The organism is Paenibacillus sp. FSL R7-0272 (assembly GCF_037969905.1).
GTDB lineage: Bacteria > Bacillota > Bacilli > Paenibacillales > Paenibacillaceae > Paenibacillus > Paenibacillus polysaccharolyticus.
This window is the reverse complement of record NZ_CP150221.1, coordinates 1,329,854-1,350,496: the sequence shown is the minus strand read 5'-3', so window position 1 is coordinate 1,350,496 and position 20,643 is coordinate 1,329,854. Positions and strand designations below refer to the sequence as shown.

At 46.6% G+C, this 20,643-nt stretch carries 14 protein-coding genes; 6 read left to right on the top strand and 8 right to left on the bottom strand.

Annotation, left to right across the window (positions count from 1 at the left end; all coding sequences use genetic code 11):
* Window positions 1-22: 22 nt before the first annotated feature.
* On the bottom strand, window positions 23-799 hold the full coding sequence (locus MKY23_RS05750; RefSeq protein WP_154890756.1) for a TIGR02206 family membrane protein: 777 nt from the start codon (window positions 797-799) through the stop codon (window positions 23-25).
* Between the two features lie 310 nt (window positions 800-1,109).
* On the opposite strand from MKY23_RS05750, the gene MKY23_RS05745 reads away from it, so the two are divergent.
* Window positions 1,110-2,084, top strand: a complete 975-nt coding sequence (locus MKY23_RS05745) for a ring-cleaving dioxygenase (protein ID WP_339836203.1) — start codon at window positions 1,110-1,112, stop codon at window positions 2,082-2,084.
* A 153-nt stretch (window positions 2,085-2,237) separates the two neighbouring features.
* Here MKY23_RS05745 and MKY23_RS05740 read toward each other — a convergent pair whose 3' ends face one another.
* The 3 genes from MKY23_RS05740 to MKY23_RS05730 form a co-directional block, all read right to left on the bottom strand.
* The gene (locus MKY23_RS05740; protein ID WP_154984527.1) at window positions 2,238-2,945 is read right to left on the bottom strand and encodes a stalk domain-containing protein; all 708 of its coding nucleotides are present in this window, start codon (window positions 2,943-2,945) and stop codon (window positions 2,238-2,240) included.
* Window positions 2,946-3,188: 243 nt separating this feature from the next.
* Entirely contained in the window at window positions 3,189-4,034 is an 846-nt protein-coding gene (locus MKY23_RS05735; protein ID WP_339836200.1) for a hypothetical protein, read from the bottom strand.
* Window positions 4,035-4,257: 223 nt separating this feature from the next.
* Window positions 4,258-5,535, bottom strand: coding sequence for a methyl-accepting chemotaxis protein (locus MKY23_RS05730; RefSeq protein WP_090917850.1), 1,278 nt, complete (start codon window positions 5,533-5,535; stop codon window positions 4,258-4,260).
* Between the two features lie 334 nt (window positions 5,536-5,869).
* Here MKY23_RS05730 and MKY23_RS05725 point away from each other — a divergent pair, with 334 nt between their 5' ends.
* On the top strand, window positions 5,870-7,303 hold the full coding sequence (locus tag MKY23_RS05725) for an aspartate ammonia-lyase (protein WP_339836197.1): 1,434 nt from the start codon (window positions 5,870-5,872) through the stop codon (window positions 7,301-7,303).
* 155 nt (window positions 7,304-7,458) lie between these two features.
* On the opposite strand, the gene rpoN is transcribed toward MKY23_RS05725, so the two are convergent.
* Window positions 7,459-8,763, bottom strand: coding sequence for an RNA polymerase factor sigma-54 (rpoN, locus tag MKY23_RS05720; protein WP_339836194.1), 1,305 nt, complete (start codon window positions 8,761-8,763; stop codon window positions 7,459-7,461).
* A gap of 122 nt (window positions 8,764-8,885) precedes the next feature.
* Window positions 8,886-10,433 (bottom strand): L-glutamate gamma-semialdehyde dehydrogenase, encoded by a 1,548-nt coding sequence (pruA, locus tag MKY23_RS05715; protein WP_339836191.1) that lies wholly within the window; start codon window positions 10,431-10,433, stop codon window positions 8,886-8,888.
* Window positions 10,434-10,919: 486 nt separating this feature from the next.
* Here pruA and MKY23_RS05710 point away from each other — a divergent pair, with 486 nt between their 5' ends.
* Window positions 10,920-11,843, top strand: a complete 924-nt coding sequence (locus MKY23_RS05710; protein ID WP_339836187.1) for a proline dehydrogenase family protein — start codon at window positions 10,920-10,922, stop codon at window positions 11,841-11,843.
* Between the two features lie 523 nt (window positions 11,844-12,366).
* Entirely contained in the window at window positions 12,367-14,307 is a 1,941-nt protein-coding gene (locus MKY23_RS05705) for a sigma 54-interacting transcriptional regulator (RefSeq protein ID WP_339836184.1), read from the top strand.
* 572 nt (window positions 14,308-14,879) lie between these two features.
* Here the strand turns inward: MKY23_RS05705 and MKY23_RS05700 are convergent.
* Window positions 14,880-16,952, bottom strand: coding sequence for a hypothetical protein (locus MKY23_RS05700; protein ID WP_339836181.1), 2,073 nt, complete (start codon window positions 16,950-16,952; stop codon window positions 14,880-14,882).
* 302 nt (window positions 16,953-17,254) lie between these two features.
* Here MKY23_RS05700 and MKY23_RS05695 point away from each other — a divergent pair, with 302 nt between their 5' ends.
* Window positions 17,255-17,542 carry a hypothetical protein gene (locus tag MKY23_RS05695; RefSeq protein ID WP_221787737.1) on the top strand — a complete coding sequence of 96 codons (288 nt, stop codon included), beginning with the start codon at window positions 17,255-17,257 and terminating at the stop codon, window positions 17,540-17,542.
* Between the two features lie 55 nt (window positions 17,543-17,597).
* On the opposite strand, the gene MKY23_RS05690 is transcribed toward MKY23_RS05695, so the two are convergent.
* Window positions 17,598-19,268, bottom strand: a complete 1,671-nt coding sequence (locus tag MKY23_RS05690) for a PucR family transcriptional regulator ligand-binding domain-containing protein (RefSeq protein ID WP_339836176.1) — start codon at window positions 19,266-19,268, stop codon at window positions 17,598-17,600.
* A 189-nt stretch (window positions 19,269-19,457) separates the two neighbouring features.
* Here MKY23_RS05690 and ald point away from each other — a divergent pair, with 189 nt between their 5' ends.
* Window positions 19,458-20,591 carry an alanine dehydrogenase gene (gene ald / locus MKY23_RS05685; RefSeq protein WP_154960574.1) on the top strand — a complete coding sequence of 378 codons (1,134 nt, stop codon included), beginning with the start codon at window positions 19,458-19,460 and terminating at the stop codon, window positions 20,589-20,591.
* Window positions 20,592-20,643: the final 52 nt, after the last annotated feature.

The window sequence follows — 20,643 nt, the reverse complement described above, 5'->3', positions numbered from 1 at the left end:
TTAAAACTCGGATTCAGGAAAGTTAGTTTTTGGAATACGTCTGCGGCTGCTTTTCCTTTTTGCCACTGATACGTTTCAGCCACTCAGGAATCGCAAAGAGCATAAGGTACAACAAGGAGAATAACACCAGAGCCAGGATCTCTTCTCCGAGAATGTAGACCGGATAAGGCCCAAGCATATCTAACACAGACGGTGTGCCCGGTTTATGTCTCAGGAACATATAATTCGCATCGAGCAACACATCCAAACCGTATACCATGAGCGCAGCAATGTTTACAAATATCATGGAGCCTGCAACAGATCTCCATCCAGGACGAAGTTGTTCCACCCAAGTCATATAGAGAAGAGCAAGAATGATCATCGCATGTGCAACAAAGAATTGAATGAAGCGGAAATGAGCAAAAGCATAACCAAGATTCGGCGTAATTATAGCCATCAGAGCACCTGCAATACCTGAAAAAAGCAAGGCAGAAAATAACCATTTTTGGCGTGTCAGTAATAACAACGCTGATAATAATAACGACAGACTGCACAGCTCCAGCGGTAGCGATGTCTGCAGACTCCAAATTCCTCCATACACATACCAGATTTGCAGTACAATCTCACAACTTACCATGAATCCTGCCAAACCGATGCGTACGGTTCTGCTTGAACGTTCAGACATGAAACGAAGACGATGCCTAAAAAGAAATAACAGAATAACAAGTACAAAAATAATGATCATCGATGCAATATGTGAAGTCGAGAATGCCGCAAAAGGCTCTGCATCATACGGGTCAAGCCAAGGTGGATAGGCCATGCCTTTTCTTCTCTCCTTTTCCGGTTAACAGAGGTAACTTCTTATAACGCGATTGGTAACTTTTTTCATTTTGCCACTGATCACTATACCTGTCCAGCTTCATTCAAATAAGTATTGTATTTTAAATATCTTTATGTTAAGATAAAACCGAGAAATAAACATACAAAAAGTTAGTAACTTTAAATATTGAATTGATACTAGTCGAACTTAACTCCTTACCCTGACTTGTTATTTAAAACATTCGCGATCTAGTACATTTAAGGAACGTTCATAAAACTTCAACTTTATCTCTATCTAGGAGGAACATATTATGTTAATCAAAGGACTTCACCACGTATCCGCGCTCACCGCGCATGCCGATCAAAACTACCGTTTCTATACGGACATCATGGGCCTTCGTCTGATCAAAAAAACGGTCAATCAGGATGACGTTTCGGTCTATCACCTGTTCTATGGAGATGAGAAAGGAAATCCCGGCACAGAGCTCACCTTCTTCGAAATTCCAATGGCTGGACGCACACGTGAAGGTGTAAACAGCATCTCTGCCACCTCACTTCGTGTGCCAAGTGATGCAGCTCTTGCGTATTGGGCACAGCGCTTCGATGAATATGAAGTAACTCACGGCGAGATTGTAGAGCGTGGAGGCCGTGCAACACTGGCATTTACAGACTTTGAAGGTATGCGGCTGATTCTCGTTTCTGATGAACATAACTCGGGTGTCGCCGGGGGTAAACCTTGGGATCGAAGCCCTGTACCAGCGGAGTATGGCATCATTGGACTCGGCCCAATTCATCTGACCGTACGGGATGCTTCACTCACTACACCTGTTCTCACCGAATTGCTTGGGTTTAGAGCAAAAGGCAGCTACCCCGCGTTTACTCCAGGTCAACCTGATGTACTTGTGTTCGAATCTGGTGAAGGTGGTAGCGGTTCAGAAGTTCATTTGGAGGAACGCAATGATCTGGAGCAAGAACGGCCAGGACGCGGCAGTGTTCACCACGTGGCCTTCCGTGTAGACAATGAGGAAGAATTGAGACAATGGGTTGACCGAGTACATCAGTTCCGATTCCCAAGCTCCGGTTTTGTAGATCGCTTCTACTTCCGTTCCCTGTACTTCCGTGAAGCTAACGGCATTCTGTTTGAGCTTGCGACAGATGGCCCGGGATTTGATACGGACGAGGACTTCGCCACACTTGGAGAATCACTGGCGTTACCTCCGTTCCTGGAAGGACGCCGTGCTCAGATTGAAGCAAACCTGAAACCGCTGGATACCATGATCCGCTAATATTCGTGACTATCGGGTAAGTCAGCATTGAATTTTCAATGAAATGAAAATAAACGATGATCCCCACACAACTCTGTATTCAAAACTTGAGTCAGAGGATGCCTGGTGAATCATCGTTTTTTTATTAGCCGGCATAACGTAGTCGTACTCTGTCTACTTTGTCAGATACGATGTTGTGAGCGGTACAAACAGGGCTGAACCCGGATCTTCAGATACAATCTCGACATAGACAGCATCTGTACCTTTCACATCTACATCTAGACTCATCATACCGTTTTCCGGAGTGATATTGAATTTTTTGAGTGTCGCGAGATCCTGATCGTAGATATGAATCTCCTGATTTCCTTTAAGCGCGGCAAGTTCCAAGTGTAGAGAAGAATACTTTTTACCCGTATTGATCTGGATATCTTTTCCCTGCTTTGCAGGGTCATTATGCAGATAGACATCCTTGTAGTCCTTGCCTTTGTATGTGGTATCCTTAGGATCTTTGGTGTGCCAAGCGGTAGAACCCAGTACGGATGTTCCAAGTACACTCAGCGTTACTTTTCCGTTGGTTACCGGCGCAGAACCATTCGTCCCACCGATAAGGACGGATGAAGTTGCACCGTCATAATTGATCTCTGTTCCAAGCAACGTACCTACTGCACGAACCGGCAGATATGTGGTTCCGTTATATGTGATCGGAAGTACCGTCTTGCCATTGGCATCCTTGGCTGTCACTGTCTCACCATTTAATTTCAGGGTGATTTTGCTGTTGAGATATGCTTTGATTTGCTCCAAACCTGTAGCTGCCAGTGCACCTGTACCAATACCGAGTGTCAATGTGCCCACCATCAAACCAAGTACGACTTTTTTCTTCATCAAATTCCCTCCCAGACGTTTAAATGAGTTGTCCTTTATACATTTAAACGACTAAAGCGTGAATGTCAATTGTTTTCAGCATTTTTCCGCAACTTTTTTTATTTCCAGACAGCACAAAATGAGGCTGTAGTCACTCCTTTTTTTTCAGCCCCATCCAATGGTCACGCTTGCCATGGCATGTCCTATATTTTATTAGGTATTTACATCTAAGACCTCGTGCTGCAGCACAAGATCACCCTTTGCTCAATCAAATGATTCGTAGTATTCCTCTTCATACACTTCCATACTATATTTCAAGTCGTTCGCCTTCCATTCCCCATTCTGAAACACATAAGAAAACGTTAAATCGCCCGCATAAACCCCTTCGCCATATGCACCCGATGTAGAGACAACAAGCTTGTTATCCTCCACGCTATAATAAGTTACACGACCAAATTGTAACTTTTCATGATACAGAACATCTCCTGCTCCCTTCTCCACATTGGAGGGCTCGGCTGGAACCCCATTTAAAGTCACCCCAATCTCGATCTGGTCGGAGGTTACCGTAACTTTGGAATCCACATGTTCTTTCACAATCTCATCCAGAGTCTGCATCTTCATTACATCCAGTGAAACCGGATCAAGAATGTGTGCCTGACCCAGATAAATTCCGGTGCCGTGTCCCTCTGAATACAACACCACAATCTCTTTTTTACCATCACCGTTTAAATCCAGTTCATGTACTTCAGGTTTGTACGCCCCCCCCTCTGCTCTCCAATCACTAAATTCACGTTTTTTGCCGTTTGCCTCAACCACAAGGCCATTATATATATATCCCGAGCCCCCAATACTCATTGGGTACACTCGAACATCCTTATTTTCTGGAGCTACGGAAACATCATCTGCTTTAATCGGCATCATATCTTTGTTGCTGTTCAGTGCATCATTCATTCGATCTATATGGGAAGCCTCGACCGCTGTGGCCTGGCTGGATGATTCATCTATATTAAGCTGTTGTTGCGACTCATTTGTCGTTTTGGCAGTTGAAGTTACTGAAAGTGTGGCCACCGCCAAAATAATCATCAGCAGGATACCTGTCCAAGTTTTCAATATACTGGGCTCCTTCTTCTGTTGTGATAATCCTATTATATCTTCATTTATCGCCCGCGCGTTGCAATTTTGTTAATCTTTCTTAAAAATTCTTTACAAATCTTCAATCACACGAAAAAACGTTCGTCTTTTACCATAATAAGCTAGTTCATGCCTGGAAAACTGATTAGCTTTCAAGATACGCCCTAATTTCCCGGAAAATAAAAAACACTCCGGAAGCAGCTCAAGGCTGCATCCGGAATGCTTTAGTTTTATCGAGTAATCGATCTGTTAACTGTCTCAACTCTTCTGCAGAAGAGGATATCTCCTCCATGATTGCGGTCTCCTCATGCGCGGCATCCATGATGCGCTTCGCTTCATCAGAGAAGGAACCGGCTTTCCCCTGGATCTTCTTCACATGACCATGCGTTTGCTCTACGCGCCCTGTCTGCTCAGCAATTTTGGAACCAATATCATGAGCGCCTTGCATAAACACTTCAACCGTGCCTGTCAATTCAAGCAACGTCTGATCAACGGAAACCGTTCGTTCTGATTCGTTCACAACAAGTCCATGCTGTTCATGGCTCAGCTCCACCGTTTCCCGAATTCGTTGTTGTACACGACTGATCAGTTCATTAATACGATGAACGGAATCTTTACTCTCATCAGCAAGTTTGCGAATCTGCTGCGCTACAACGGCAAATCCTGCGCCCTCTTCTCCTGCACGCGCCGCTTCAATAGAAGCATTTAATGCGAGTAACCCTGTTTCTTCAGCAATATTTTTGACCGATTGCGTAATCGCTTCAATATCGGAAGCTTCCTTCTCCAAGAGCAACATAATATCACGGGAACGATTGTGAGACTCGGCCAGTTCATCCATGCCTTTCATCAATGATGAGAAGGTTTCTTTGGTATGATCCACCGAACGTTCCATCTTACCGGACAATTCGGTCATACCTAAAGACTGATGTTGCATTTTCTGAAAATCATTCAACATCTCATCGGCGGTAATCAGGGAATGCTGGGAAGTCACTTTCTGATCCTCTACGCCAACCGCAATATGATCCACGGCCTCAGACATCATCTCGATCTGTTCTGCAGCCTGCGTAATGGCTTCACTCAATGACTGTGCGTTCTGAGAGGTTGTCCGCGTACTATCCGCAATATCGTTCACGATACTTCTCAGATTAGAAACCATTACGTTGAACGCATCATATAATACGGTAAGCTCATCTTGTGTACGGCGCTGCGGAATCTCCGTGGTGAGATCACCGGAAGATACCTGCTGCGCTGCACGAGACAGCTGAACAATCGGACGAGTCAGATAGCGGGAAGCAATCCAGCCGAGAATCCCGTTCCAACATACTCCCATAAGCAAAATAATAGATATGTACAGCCAGTTTGGCATATCAAGCGAAATCCAATCTTTTACAAAGAAAATAAAAAAGCCGCTAGTTCCGTAAGTAATAATTGAAATTAGTACCAGACCTGCGACAGTCTTCGCCCCTAAAGTCCATTTCATGTTCGCACCCCGTAGTTCTTTTTTCCTATTTTACCAATCTTGTACCAAATTTCATGTGACATATATCACTGAAAACGCTCTATTTAGCTTTTGCATATCGTTCATGCATGACTTTCATACCATAAAGCTCATAATGAATAAGACAAGCTTTGGTATCCCTCCCTTGTAGCTGTAATTCATGATATGAAATTTTAAATTCCCCAATTTAAATTATTATCGGTTTCAATGAAAGAATCATTTAGCTTGGCATCTATTTTGCTTAAATGATATACTGAGTGCGCTTCAGCAACGCTGGAGCCGAACTATTTTTATGATGCCACTGGAGGCGAACGAGATGTCTACTATGTCCACACGGACGGAGAAAGATTTTATCGGCGAAAAAGAAATTCCAGCTTATGCGTATTATGGAATTCAGACGGTGCGGGCTGTAGAGAACTTCCCGATTACCGGTGTTCCGGTTCACCGCGAACTGATTACGGCACTGGCTGCTGTTAAAAAATCGGCAGCGATGGCGAACATGGAACTGAAAATGCTCCCAAACAAGATTGGGGAAGTCATCATCATGGCAGCGGATGAAATGATGAAAGGCCATCATCTCGATCATTTTATTGTAGACTCCATTCAGGGTGGTGCAGGCACCTCCATGAATATGAATATCAACGAAATTTTGGCCAATCGCGGACTTGAACTGTTAACGAAAAACAAGGGAGACTACTTCCACTGTAATCCGAACAACCACGTGAACATGTCTCAGTCTACCAATGACGTTGTGCCAACAGCCTTACGCATTGCGGCTTATCAGCTCTCCGAGACCCTGCTAGGCACGATGAAAAAACTACAGGAAGCCTTTCACAAAAAAGAGATTGAGTTCAACGATGTTGTCAAAGTAGGACGTACACATCTACAGGACGCCGTGCCTATCCGACTTGGACAAGAGTTCGGTGCTTATGCGCGCGTGATTGGACGGGATATTGAACGTCTTCAATTCGCCAATAAACGTATGCTTATGATCAACATGGGTGCAACAGCTGTAGGTACAGGACTCAATGCCAAACCGGAATATATCGTCAAGGTTACCGAGTATCTGTCTGAGGTGACTGGCCTGCCGCTACAGACCGCAGATGATTTGGTTGACGCGACACAGAATACAGACGCGTACTTGGAACTCTCAGCTGCACTGAAAGTATGCGCTGTCAGCCTGTCCAAAATCTGTAATGACATCCGTATGATGGCCTCAGGTCCGCGTGCCGGATTTAATGAACTGCTTCTGCCGCCACGTCAGCCGGGATCTTCCATTATGCCAGGGAAAGTCAATCCGGTCATGGCAGAGGTAATCAACCAGGTATCCTTCCAGGTCATGGGAAATGATCACACGATTTGCATGGCCTGTGAAGCCGGACAATTCGAGCTGAATGTGATGGGACCGGTTATTGCATTCAATCTGTTACAATCACTGAAAATCATGAATAATGGTATTGACGTCTTCACACGGTATGCTGTGGAAGAGATGGAGGCCAATCGTGAGCGCTGCGAGTTGATTATGAAACAAAGCTTCAGTGTCGTGACTGCTCTGAACCCGCATCTTGGTTATAACGTAGCGGCTTCGATTGTAAAAGAAGCATTGAAAACTGGCATGACCCTGCAGGAGATCATCTTGGAGCGAGGTTTGCTGACTCCAGAAGAATTGGAAGAGATTCTACATCCAGAACAGATGACCACGCCGGGGATTGCCGGAGAACATTTCCTGCGTAACATGGAGCGCATGTAAACACACTGATCTTATGAGTTCAGATTGAAAATTCTAAAGAAGCCCCGTTATCCGTTAGTCAACGGATAACGGGGCTATTTGAAGTATAATTCGATACGATAAATTTCCGATTTATAAAGAGTCGTTCAGACTTAACGTGATAAGACGTATACACTTCAAGCCCAGCGTTTTCGTTCCAGGGATGACAGAATTCGAAGCTCCTCCCTGTATTTCGCAACGGTTCTTCGAGAAATGATGATGCCCTCGCCTTCAAGGAGAGCAGATAATTGGCTATCTGAGTACGGCTTGTTTAATTGCTCGGTTCGAATGATTTCCTTCAGCCGCCGTTTGACAGCCGATGCAGACGTCTGCTCTCCAGACACGGTCGTAATACCGGAATCGAAAAAAGCCTTAACCTCGTAAACCCCATACGGAGTGTATATATATTTTCCGTTCACGGCCCGGCTAACTGTTGATTCATGCATGTGTACTTTCTCAGCAATCGCAGCCAGATTAAGCGGCACCAGTGCAGCGGGGCCCTCACTTAAAAAGCGCTTTTGCTCTTCCATAATGGCCGTCATCACACGTAACAATGTCCTGCGCCGCTGTTGCACACTGCGTATAACGGCTCTCGCCTCAGCTGCCCGAGTCACCCAGATCTCACCGGGAGACGACTCCTGTATCCAGTTGTTGCAAGCTTCATTTACGGTTACGCGCGGATTGCCTGTTGCAAGCAGCTTGAGCACCATTTCCCCATGAACCATATCCACAGTAGCATCGGGGACGATATAATGTGCACGTTCATTACAGCCTATCGATCGACAAGGCTTAGGGTCAAGACGAGTAATATACTCGTATGCTGCTTGTGCTTCCCGCGAAGTTATACCATACTTGCCTGCTGTCCGCCCGGGATGAAAAGGAACCAACGCCTCCAGCCCTGCCCGCACAATACGCTCGGCATAAGGAATCGCTGCTGGGTCACGCTGAATCTGCAACAGCAAACATTCTTGCAGATTTCGCGCCCCTACACCCGGAGGGTCCAGGGACTGCAACAAATCAATTCCTGCGTTCAGTTCGCTCATGGACAATCCGAGTTCAACCTGTACTTCAGATAGCTCAACCTTCAAGTAACCATCAGCATTCACACATCCAGCCAAATAGACCGCCACTTTCTCCAGCCTATGCGGAATTTTCATCGTGCGAATTTGCGAAGCAAGGATTTGTTCCAGCGTAGGCGCTGTTCCTTTGGCTTGAAGCAGAGGGTCATAGGAAGGATACACCTGCTGATTGTTTCTTCTTGATGGCTTAAAAGAATAAACGGACTGCTCTTGAAGTTCAAGAAGCGGATTATCCGCTGCAACATCCTGCAAATAACGAATCAGTTCCTGACCGGACAAGGTCAGCAAATGAAAGGACTGCTTCATTTCCGGCGTGATGGACAGCCGGAAGCGCTGTTCCTGCACCAACTGAACACCTAACATCGGGTGCCCTCCTTATGTCAAGCTGGATACTATTCATTGCAACACTGGGATTTGCAGGAATAATACCATACAGTTCAGCCCTTGTCAGCATGTCAATACATACATGCGGTCTCAAACGTCATTTAATATTTTTCAGACACCAGCTTCGCTTGGGTAAACAGCAACAGATAATCCCTGCCTCCTGCTTTGGAATCGGTACCCGACATATTAAATCCACCAAATGGATGCGTCCCTACCAAAGCTCCCGTACACTTGCGATTGAAATACAGGTTGCCTGCAAAATACTCATGTCTTGCCTGCTCCAGATGTGCCCGGTTGCGCGAGATAACCGCACCTGTCAGACCATAATCCGTATTGTTGGCAATCTCCAGCGCATCCTGGAATGAATCGGCTTTGATGAAAGCTAGCACCGGGCCGAAAATCTCCTCTTGCGAGATCCGGGCATGCGGTTCCACATCTGCAATAATGGTCGGCTCGATAAAATATCCTGCCGGATCTCCGGTACCTCCCCCATGAACCAGACGTCCTTCCCCTTTGCCAATCTCGATATATTCGGTGATCTTTGCATACGCCTTATCGTCAATGACAGGTCCCATGTAATTTCCCACTTCAAGCGGACTGCCCATCGTCAGCTTCTTCGTACGCTCCAGCACCTTTTGTAATACTTCATCATATACATCCTTATGGATAATGGCACGGGAGCACGCTGAACATTTTTGTCCCGAGAAACCAAAAGCCGAAGCTGTGATCGACTCGGCTGCCAGTTCCAGATCACTGTCACTGTCAACCACAATGGAATCCTTGCCACCCATCTCGGCGATCACACGTTTGATCCACTTCTGACCCGGAGCGGTGCGTGCAGCACGTTCATTGATCCGCAGACCGACATCGCGGGAACCTGTGAAACTGATAAAACGTGTCAGTGCATGATCGACAAGATAGTCGCCCACCTCACTCCCTGGCCCTGGCAAGAAGTTCACTACGCCGTCCGGCAGACCCACTTCTTCCAGCAGTTCCACGAACTTTGCAGCGATGACCGGTGTAGTGCTTGCCGGTTTTAGCACCACCGTGTTGCCTGAAACTAACGCAGCCGAGGTCATGCCTGCCATAATCGCCAGCGGGAAATTCCACGGAGGAATCACTACGCCAACACCAAGCGGAATATACGTTAGTTCATTATCTTCACCAGCAATCCGTACAAGCGGCTGCGGCTCACTGAGACGTTGCATTTCCCTTGCATAAAACTCCATAAAATCAATCGCTTCAGCCGTATCTGCATCTGCTTCAGGCCAGGTTTTGCCCGCCTCATAGACCATCCAGGCAGAGAATTCATGCTTGCGGCGGCGCATGATTGCAGCTGCTTTGTAGAGATAACGGGCCCGTTCATTCGGGTCCGTATGTTTCCAGGTATGGAACGTTTCCGCAGCCGTTTGGATGGCCTTCTCGGCCAGCTCCCGATCCGCTTGATGAATCGTTCCAATCACCTGGTCCTTAGCAGCTGGGTTCACGGAGGTTAACGTGCGGTTGCCGGTTATTTTTTTTCCACCGATAATCATCGGATATTCCTGTCCCAGTTCGGATTTCACCTTATGGAGCGCTTCCTCAAAGGCTTCCCGGTTCGCTTGCACCGTAAAAGCTGTAAATGGTTCGTTAACAAAAGGGATATTCATCAATGATTCCTCCTTCAGGATGTGGTTTCTACTCACTTTATAAGTCTCACAAAGATAATTTACACGAGCACTCCGAGGACAGAATAACCTTCCATTCGCTGTTATCCCCAGATTTTTTTGGATTCCCTTCTCCTAAGGGAAAAATCCGGTGATAAGCGTATGCTTCCGATGCAGCTTTCTTTCAGAAAGCTTTTAAGCGACCGCTTCGCTTTTCCAGGTTTTTTCTGTCCTCTCCGTTATTTGTGTAAAAAAGTGTTCAACTTATATCGATCGCTGCTCGGATTCGCGCAGCACTTACGTCTCATTCAAATATATGAAGCAAGAAGCGTGCCAACTCCGCTAGAACATGAAATATTTTTTTGTTTCACGGAGATAAAAATGTTCATAAAAATAATTAGGGCATCAGCAATCGCATTCAACAGATTTTGGCACGATTTTTGCTAGATATGTAAATATACAATCATGGATGTTTAGGGAGGAACCACGATGAGTGTCGGAACGGAACTATATCGCAAAACGTTGTTAACCGTAGCTGGCAATAAAGCCGTAGAGAACCTGTCTCTCAAATACGGCAAAAAGCTGGCTGGCAAGTTCATAGCTGGTAATACGCTGGAAGAAGCGCTGGAAGAAATTCGCATTTTAAATAGCAAAGGCATTATGGCAACACTGGATCATCTGGGAGAGGGCATCACCCATCTGCGCGAGGCGGCACTTTACAGAGATGAATACGTGAGGTTAGTTGAAGGTATAGCGCATAGCGGTGTGGACTCCAATGTTTCACTGAAACCGACCCAGATGGGGCTGGCACTTAATCCGGAAGAAGGGTACCAGAATATTCGTGCGGTCGCCGCCCGAGCGAAGGAACATGAACTGTTCGTCCGGATTGATATGGAGGACAGTCCGTTCACCCAAGCAACCATTGATATCGTACGTAGACTGCATGCGGAAGGGCTGGATAACTCAGGTACCGTATTGCAGGCTTATCTGCATCGAACGGAAGAGGATACCCGCGATATGATTCGGGAAGGTATTCGGCTGCGTTTGGTCAAAGGAGCGTATAAAGAACCTGCAAGCGTCGCATATCAAAATACGTCCGAGGTCATTCACCAGTTCAAAACGATGATTCGTCATCATCTGGATCAAGGTGTTTATACCGCTGTGGCCTCCCATGATAATCACATCATTAACTGGACGAAACAATACGCGAAGGATCGGGATATCTCTCCTGAAGCCTTTGAATTCCAGATGTTATATGGTCTGCGTATGAGTGAACAGGAGCGTCTGGCACAAGAAGGTTATCGCATTCGTTGTTATGTCCCTTATGGCACGATGTGGTACCCGTACTATACCCGCCGTCTGGCAGAGAAACCTGCGAATCTCTGGATGGTTGTGAAGAACATGTTTCGCTAGAATTGATGTAAGAGATAGCCCTTCACGCCATGCAACCCAGTCATTCTGGAGTGCATGGTTTTTCCTTTTTCCGATGATGCAGCACTGCCAAACTTAAACGTTCACTCTAAACAAGAATATATGTCTAAAAAATAAGAATACACAAAATTTAATGTACAAAATTTTAGACAAATTCTACACTAATAATCTTGTATCTTACCCTCACATTGATCTCTATCTTTACATATTTTCTTATATTTATACATTTTAACAAATAATGAGCGTGATATAAATTGACACAAAAATAAATAAAAAAACCTGAAATAAGTTAAAAACTGTAGCTAAATCAACATTTTTTCATATCTTCAACTAAAGAAAACGTATACATAAAAACTACAAAACGGGTGAGCGTTATTAAAACAAAACAATCGAACAATCGATGTCAAAAAATATATACACAACTCTGTTAGAGCGATATAATAGTACTAATTCCAATCACTTTTCCAATCACTTTAATCCGTATGTTGTAATCGAGGTGATCCTGATGAGACATTTACTACCTACTCTAAAAGAACTGACACGAACAGACATGCACATTTACGATGAATCCTCCGTTCAGGAAAAGCTTCTTCCACGCCCGTATACGGATTCAGATATCAACGTAACTCGACCTGTTTTTGTACGTTCTGGTACAGGAAGCGCTTATCTCTATTGCTCCTTCCTGGATCAACCAAACTTGCCTGGTGAAAAAGGCCTGCCTTCCACATCTTCTGCTAAATCAACAGAACCCGACCCTTTTCCGGTTATCCCATCGTTCTTTGTCCCTGTCCCTTTGATCTCACTTTCTATGGAACTGGCACAAGTGATTCCTTTGTTTGCCAAGAGCTCTATTCTCATCGTCAAAAATAATCGTGACGAATGGACCGGCTATATCACGGCATCCGATGTCATGAACTCAATTCATCAAGCCTACCGACTGATGGAAGCCTATCTGGAAACTACGCTTGAGACAGCCGGTTCCGCACTATCTTTAATCGATGAAGAAGCCAAGGTGGCGTACTGGACATCCGGTGCGGAGAATATATTTTCTATTCGCAAAACCGATATTATCGGTCAGCCTGCCGCCAACTTTTTCCCACCCGAAAGACTTCAATCACTCAAAACGTTATACACCGGTGAATCGGTCTACCGCAAACAGCATCAACCCAGGTCTGATCTGTTCGCCCTAATCAATGCCCGCCCTGTCAGGCTGGATGGTCGTATTGTTGGTGCAGTTGCTGCGGAGGTCGATATCACAACTGAAATTCGTCTGCACCAGGAATTATTGCATATGTCCTCCAAAATTCAGCATTTGGAAAAAGCCGTTGCCCGGCTTCATCCTGAGACCGATCCTTTTGCGCGTATCAAAGGTAGCAGTCCAATTATACGGCAATGTCTGGAGACTATTCGCAAGATTAGCACCACCCCTGCTACGGTACTCATTATGGGGGAAAGTGGCACGGGCAAGGAACTCTTCGCAAAAGCCATCCATGATCTTCGTGAACCGGAGACTGCTCCTTTTATCGCGATTAACTGCGGGGCCATTCCCGCTTCATTGTTTGAGAGCGAGTTGTTTGGCTACGAGAAAGGCGCTTTCTCCGGGGCAGACCCTAAGGGGAAAAAGGGGAAAATCGAGCTGGCGGAGGGTGGCACTCTTTTTCTGGATGAGATTGGGGAGATGCCTTTTGAACTGCAAGTCAAGCTGCTTCGTGTGTTGCAGGAACGAAGTTATTTTCCGGTTGGGGGTACCCGCACCAAACAAGCTAACTGCCGAATCATTGCTGCAACCAATCAAGACCTTCCTGCCATGATTACGCGTAATCAATTCCGGGAGGATCTCTACTATCGACTGAATGTCATCAATCTGATTATTCCGCCGCTCCGGCTGCGTAAAGAAGATATCTATGAGCTCACCCAGACTTTTCTGCAAGAATTCTCGCTACTCTACAATCGTCATATTGAAGTGATTCCTCCAGAATTGTTCAAACATTTATTCGAGTACGATTGGCCGGGGAATGTCCGGGAACTGCGCAACGTAATTGAGCGCCTGACGATTCTAACGATGGATGGTGAGATCAAGCCGGAATACTTGCCTGATTCGCTGACATCAGCGAAAGTAAACGTACCTTCTGAGCCGGAACAGACAGTAGCCAACCTCAAGTCTGCGGGAAAAGAAGTAGCCCATGACCCCAATGTGACAGACTCTCAACAAGAGAGTCACGGACATGACCATCTTGCAGGGGTTGCTCGGGAAGCGGCTAACCCAAGTGTTACATTCCCCGAACAAAGTTCGGGCTCCTCTTATCAGCAACAGATGGATGCGTATGAGGCTCGGCTTTTGCTTCAATACCTGAAGGCCGCAGGCGGCAACAAACGAACACTCGCCAAACAACTTGGCATCTCCAGAGCTACACTCTACAACCGTATGAATCGGCTTGGTATATAACCTATAACTCCCGCGATGATTACCGCTTGCTTTTACAGTTGAACATAATGCACGGCTAACAAACGAAGAACATTCCACCCTTGCCGTTGCAGGCGATAGAATACAGAGAATTTGAGTAAAAATCAGAGAAAGCTCAGCGCCGAGAGCAGAAACCACCAAATAAGGTTTCTGGCGACTCTAACGATCACCACAAGCCTTGTTTGCCCATTTAGGCGTGGTTTCAAAATCTAACGATCTCCAGTGACGCTATTCAGCTAATGTCCTGCTGAAAATGGGATGAAATGGGCAAATTGCTCGAAATAGCGTCCGTACGGATCGTTAGAATTTCAACATGGCGATTTTGGGCAAAATAAGGTTTCTCCTGATCGTTAGAGTTTGCGGGGATGCTACTTATGAACAGCTAGATGAATCAGCTAGAAAAACCCGCAGTTACGGATCTTTCCCGTTTTACTGCGGGTTTATTGGTTGTAGCTTTTCATTTTTGTTTTGGTTTTCATTTTTGCCTTGTTCTTGTTCTTGTTATTTCAACCGATGGCTTCTGCTATTTCTGTGCAACCATCTTTCTTCACCCTTTACAATATTCTCGCTAAACGAATCAGTGCAGTTCTAATATGACGATAAAAAGTAGCCCTGCTCATCGAACACACCTGCGCTGCGGCAGTCGGATTGCCAGCATGGGTCCAGTAAGCCGCATGTAACAGTTTCTGATCCTGGGGAGACACTCCATGTATCCTGCCTTCCAACAGATCCAGAACATATAATTGCAACTGAATGCCGTCCCTCACACCTGTAATTCTGTCTGCATACTCTTGTAACTCTCCCGGTGAGCGAAGGTGTCCGAGCATTTTACGAACTTCTTGTTCAGACCAAACCCTGTTATTGGATCCCGTTGTCTGGGGCTGTATTGCATTAGCCGGGAGGTCTGGATGCAAAAGGGACATCACCCATGCACCGAATTGTCCGCTACGCAGATCAAGTTCCAGCACATCCGCCTGATCTTCATATCGATCACACGCACGTGTGGACGTTCTCCGCATCTGAAAGCCGATACTCCGCAGAAACAGCTTCAGATGTGGATTGGTCGCAACAAGAATGGCTCTCGCCCCATCTCCCAGGAGCGACAAACGATCCAGTGTCATATATCCGACAAGTTCCTCACGTGTATATCCAGGCACATCATCTCTCGCCGCAGCCAGCAATGCGAAGTGTGTATCACTCTCATCCGGATCATTCTGTAATTCCTCTGGCGTAAAGCACTCTTTCATCTCATTTGGAAAATATTTTAAAAGTAAATCACTGATCTCCCGGTGCACCAGTACGGTAATAAACATCGCAATCGTTTCGCCTTTCATATCCCGCTTTATTACGATGCCTTCAGGATATCGGAGAGCCAGTTCATCCAGGAAGGGGCCATAGTTCACGGCCTGCCAAGGCTCAACGCTATATTCACACCATTGCCCTAGCAGCTTGTGTAGGGAAGGTAGGTCAGCCTGCTTCATTGGTTCAAGCGGCGAGAACAAAGAATCGCGTGAGACATCAGCATACTTGCGAAACTGGAGCATAGATTCCTGACAGAGTAACAGCATCTTTCTCGCAATTTGACGCTTCCCATGCGCACATGCCTGTTCATGGAGTGGTTTCAGCAACTCTGCAATCCGAATCCGCATGGACTGCATACGATGCGGCTCGCGTTGCCGGAAATCCCGCATCAAATGTACCCGGGCCATATCGTGCAAGGCCAGACCGTCCGGCGCGGAACGAATGAAAGACATCCGTCTCAGCATGTGATATTCTTCCTGTTTAACGGGTACATTCAGTACCGTGGATAAGAGTTCCTGGTTCGCTGTCTCCAGCAAGGTTAACACCTCCACCATCGGATGCAGACGTGGCGTGGTGAGTTCAAGTAACAGCCGGGCACTGATCATATGTGACAGTTCAGCCCACTCGGCATGAGGAAGATTCCGCTCCTGATCAGCCGCTTCCACTGCAAGAGCAAGTCCCAGCGGATGTCCATCCGTCATTCTCGTAATGACTCCAGCCATACTAGGCTTTAATGAACCGGCAGTTGCAATATACTCCGTAATCTCATCCGCGGTAAAATGTTGCAGCTGCAATTGAACCAGATGCTGATACAGCCGGGGATGCGTTCGCCATGTTGCTGAAAGCTCTGAACGAGATGCAAGTATGATAAGTATCCCACTTAGATGAAGTTTTGCTATGAAAACTTCCATAAACCAGTTCTCGAGCAATGCAAGTTCCTCGTAGTTATCTACTGCAATAACAAGCCGTTTCTCTCTGGGCATGCTTTTCAACAACGATAGCAGATGGGTGCCTTGGTTATTCAACAGCCCAAGTTCCAGTCCCAGGGTTGAAATAAAATAATCCATAAACACGGAGGGCGTTGTGCCACATGCCCGTCCATCCATCCATATAGCGGTTGCTTCCTGCTCTCTAGCGATGGACAGCATTTCTGAAAGTAACGAAGACTTCCCAATACCACCCATACCCGTAACTGAAAATATAGTCATAGGCGCTTCATCATTTTCAAACCACTGCTCTAGGATCATCAGCTCTCTGGCTCGACCAACGAAACGCTTTTCGTCCCTGGCAACCTTCTGCTTTCGAGATTCACTTCCGTTCCCCATATATATCCTCCGTACTAGATACTGGTACTTTTACTGTAGCTTACTTTTATATAAAAATGAGACTATATTGAGACGCGCAATCGCTTCCGAAATGTTAGAATCTTGATAAAAGCCAATTTATAGAAAAAGGCAAATCTGTGCCTCTTCTACATTTATCGAACCACGCCGTTTATGGATATCACAAAACGCAACACTCCGCCAATCACCCTGAGCAAGCCTGCACACACGATTTTACCGACTTGGTTTCATGCTTTCCTTTCGTATCCTACTCCAGCCCGATAATTCAGGAAAGGCGGATTTGTGTGAAAAAACATCTCGACATTTCTCATTTGAGCGGACAACTTGGCATCCATTCCAGTAAGCTTCAGGCATGGTTAAACCTTACCGGTTTAACTGTTGCAGATCCACAAGACAGACGGGAACGAAGGTCTGAGCGTATGACATTTCCATATCGCCTTGTAACACCTACCTCACCACTTCAGGCTACATCTTCCCGTGCATTCGAACGCTATCGGAGCCGTTTCTCCAATACAGGGTCCCGTCGCCGGTCTCGTGCCTTACGAGGTATACGACGGATCAACAAGCTGTAAATGAGCAAAAAAACACCTTCTATTCAAGCAATGCCCATATCTAAAAACGTTGCTGTCATGACAATTGTCCATCTCCACCTTCAATCATGGCATTAGCTAACAATGCCATCTCCAAGCACACACGTTTTCCCTGTTGCATATAACCCGGTCCCAGCAGTTCTTCCAGTTTCTCCAGTCGGTTATACAAAGTCTGCCGATGAACGAACAGCTGGGCGGCCGCATCCCTTTTGCACCCGAAATTCGCCAGATAGGCATCCAATGTTTCGACCAATCGCAACTGATGGCTTCGATCATGCTCTATAAGCACACCCAGATGATCGTTCGCAAAGGATTGCAGGAATGAAAGCGGCATGGCTTTTAACATTTGATATATACCCATACGATCGTAAAAGTGAACATGTTTCATTAATTTGACAGACCTCGCCACTTCAATAACCTGGACCGCTTCCTGAAGGCTATCGTTCAGAAGAGTTAGTTGATTTCGAAGTTTGCCGAAGCCCGCATGAATTTCGACTTGTTTCAGATTCGAGCGAGCGAACCGTTTCATATCCTGAGTGATGCTCTCTAACATTTGGATCAGTGGCTGTTCAGAGACAGTTTGTGTTTCTTCCTTGGCACAACAGAGGTAGATTTGATTATTTTTCAGCATGATGAGGCTGGTTAGATGATTTTTCTTCAGAAGTGAGCGAAGCAATACGAGAATGTCCTGATGATTCGCCTCCATTCGCTCCCGGCCCGTCCCCTTCATGCGATGTTCAATCTGCAATAGACCTCCCGCGAACCAGTATTGTCCCTTCACTAACAAGCGAAGCCCCATACGTGTTCTGGCCTGTTCCTCCTGCTGAATGTGGCCATTCATCAAATCCTGAATCAATTCATTCTGGTTGCGTACCATCTTCTCTTCAAGAAATTGTGAACGAAGCGTAAGCGTAGCTGCAGCTTTGGCTGTGTAATCAAGCAACAGCTTGAGATATTCTACCGTTGCCGACGGGTGCACAATCATACCTATGGCTGAAAATACTTGGCCAAAACAAACCACGGGATAACAGAGCAAAGCCCTCTCCTCATCCATATGAAACCACAGCTCCGTATCGGAGTCGTTCAGATTTAGCCGTTCCACTTCCTGGCTGTACCAGCTATAGATGGCCTGCTCCATGTCTGGAGCGAGTTCTGGCACAAAACTCCCGGCCTCCATCGACGAGATGTATACCACAGGTTTTGCCGCATAGGCATGTAGCAGGTCGAGAACCGCCGACATATCTGTACGCTGCAACGTGCGTTGCTGAAGCTCACGGGAATACGTCTCCAGGCTCTTTAATAGCTGGTGTTGGTGGTTAATAAGTAGAGAATGGATATCTTGCGTAATCTCAACAAAACGCACGGGTTGTTCAAATACGATGAGTGGAAACTGATACTGGTTTGCCAGTTCGATCAATGACTCTGGTATCGCATGTATGCTGGTGCCAAACTCGACACATAATCCAGCTGCATCACGGTTGATCAGCTGCATCAGATAAGCTTCACGCCCTTCTTCAGACTGAAGCCATAGACCCGTGGATAAAATAAGATCATGTGGGCTTACAAAAGGGGACACATTGGTAATTTCCAGCACATGAACCCAGCCTACCTGACGTTCCAACCCTTCTCTCCCTGCCGCAAGCCGTGCTTGACTAAATACCGGACGTTGCAGGATATCTCTGACAGTAAAAACACGCTCATTTCGCAAAGTCGATCCCTCTTAGTGTTATTTTTTCTTACATTATAATCCAAAGACATGTGTCCTGAACAGTCTATTTCGACGAATTGTTGAGTCTTGATCCTAAAAATTAGACATTGTGTAAGGTGCAAAACGACGCATGGAGTCATAAACTTGTAGTATAAGCTAACAACCAAAAAATGGACGAGGTGCATGGCTATGAGAATCGGGATTCCCAAAGAAATCAAAAACAATGAAAATCGTGTAGCGATGACTCCTGCCGGGACAGCTGATTTTGTGACAGCCGGGCATCAGGTCTTTATCGAACAAGGTGCGGGACTTGGCAGTGGGTTTACGGATAAAGAGTATGTTAAAGCTGGCGCCCTGATTGTTGAAGAAGCCGCTCAGGTATGGCAGGATGCCGAGCTCATCCTAAAAGTGAAAGAACCTCTTGCCAGTGAATATGGTTATTTTCGCCCCGGGCTGATTTTGTTCACCTACCTGCACCTCGCCGCAGAGCCGGCTCTCGCCAAAGCACTGGTCGAAAAACAGGTGACTGCCCTTGCGTATGAAACCTTGGAAGTCGGCGGCTCTCTCCCGCTGCTCACACCTATGAGTGAGGTGGCAGGTCGAATGGCTGCGCAGATCGGTGCGCAGCTTCTGGAGAAAACAGAAGGCGGCAAAGGCATTCTGTTATCCGGCGTGCCTGGCGTAAGCCGCGGCAAGGTTGTCATTATTGGCGGCGGTACGGTAGGTACCAATGCGGCCAAAATTGCACTTGGTCTGGGGGCGGATGTCACGATTCTGGATCTGAATCTGAATCGGTTGCGCCAGCTTGACGATATTTTTGGCAATCAGATCCAGACGCTGGTATCCAGCCCTTCCAATATTGCGTCCGCCGTCACCGGGGCGGACCTGCTGATCTGTGCGGTGCTGATTCCAGGCGCCAAAGCGCCAACACTTGTCAGCGAGCAGGTTGTGAAGACCATGGCACCCGGGTCGGTCATTGTGGATGTGGCGATTGATCAAGGCGGGATCGTCGAGACCATTGATCATATCACCACCCACGATGAACCCACCTATGTGAAACATGGTGTCGTGCATTATGCGGTGGCGAACATGCCTGGCGCCGTACCGCGCACGTCCACGGTGGCGCTGACCAATGCCACCATGCCTTATGCGCTGCAACTGGCGAACCATGGTGCAGCCACCGCGATTCGCGGTAGTTCCTCCATTCGCAGCGCGGTGAATGCGCTGAATGGACATATCACATATGAGGCGGTTGCCCGTGACCTCGGGCACGCCTACGTACCTGCAGGACAGGCGCTGGAAGATGCCGCCGCTGTCCAATAAATCTTCTGGCCGTTCCACCTGGAAGCAAATTGTCCAGCCTGTGGAACGCACA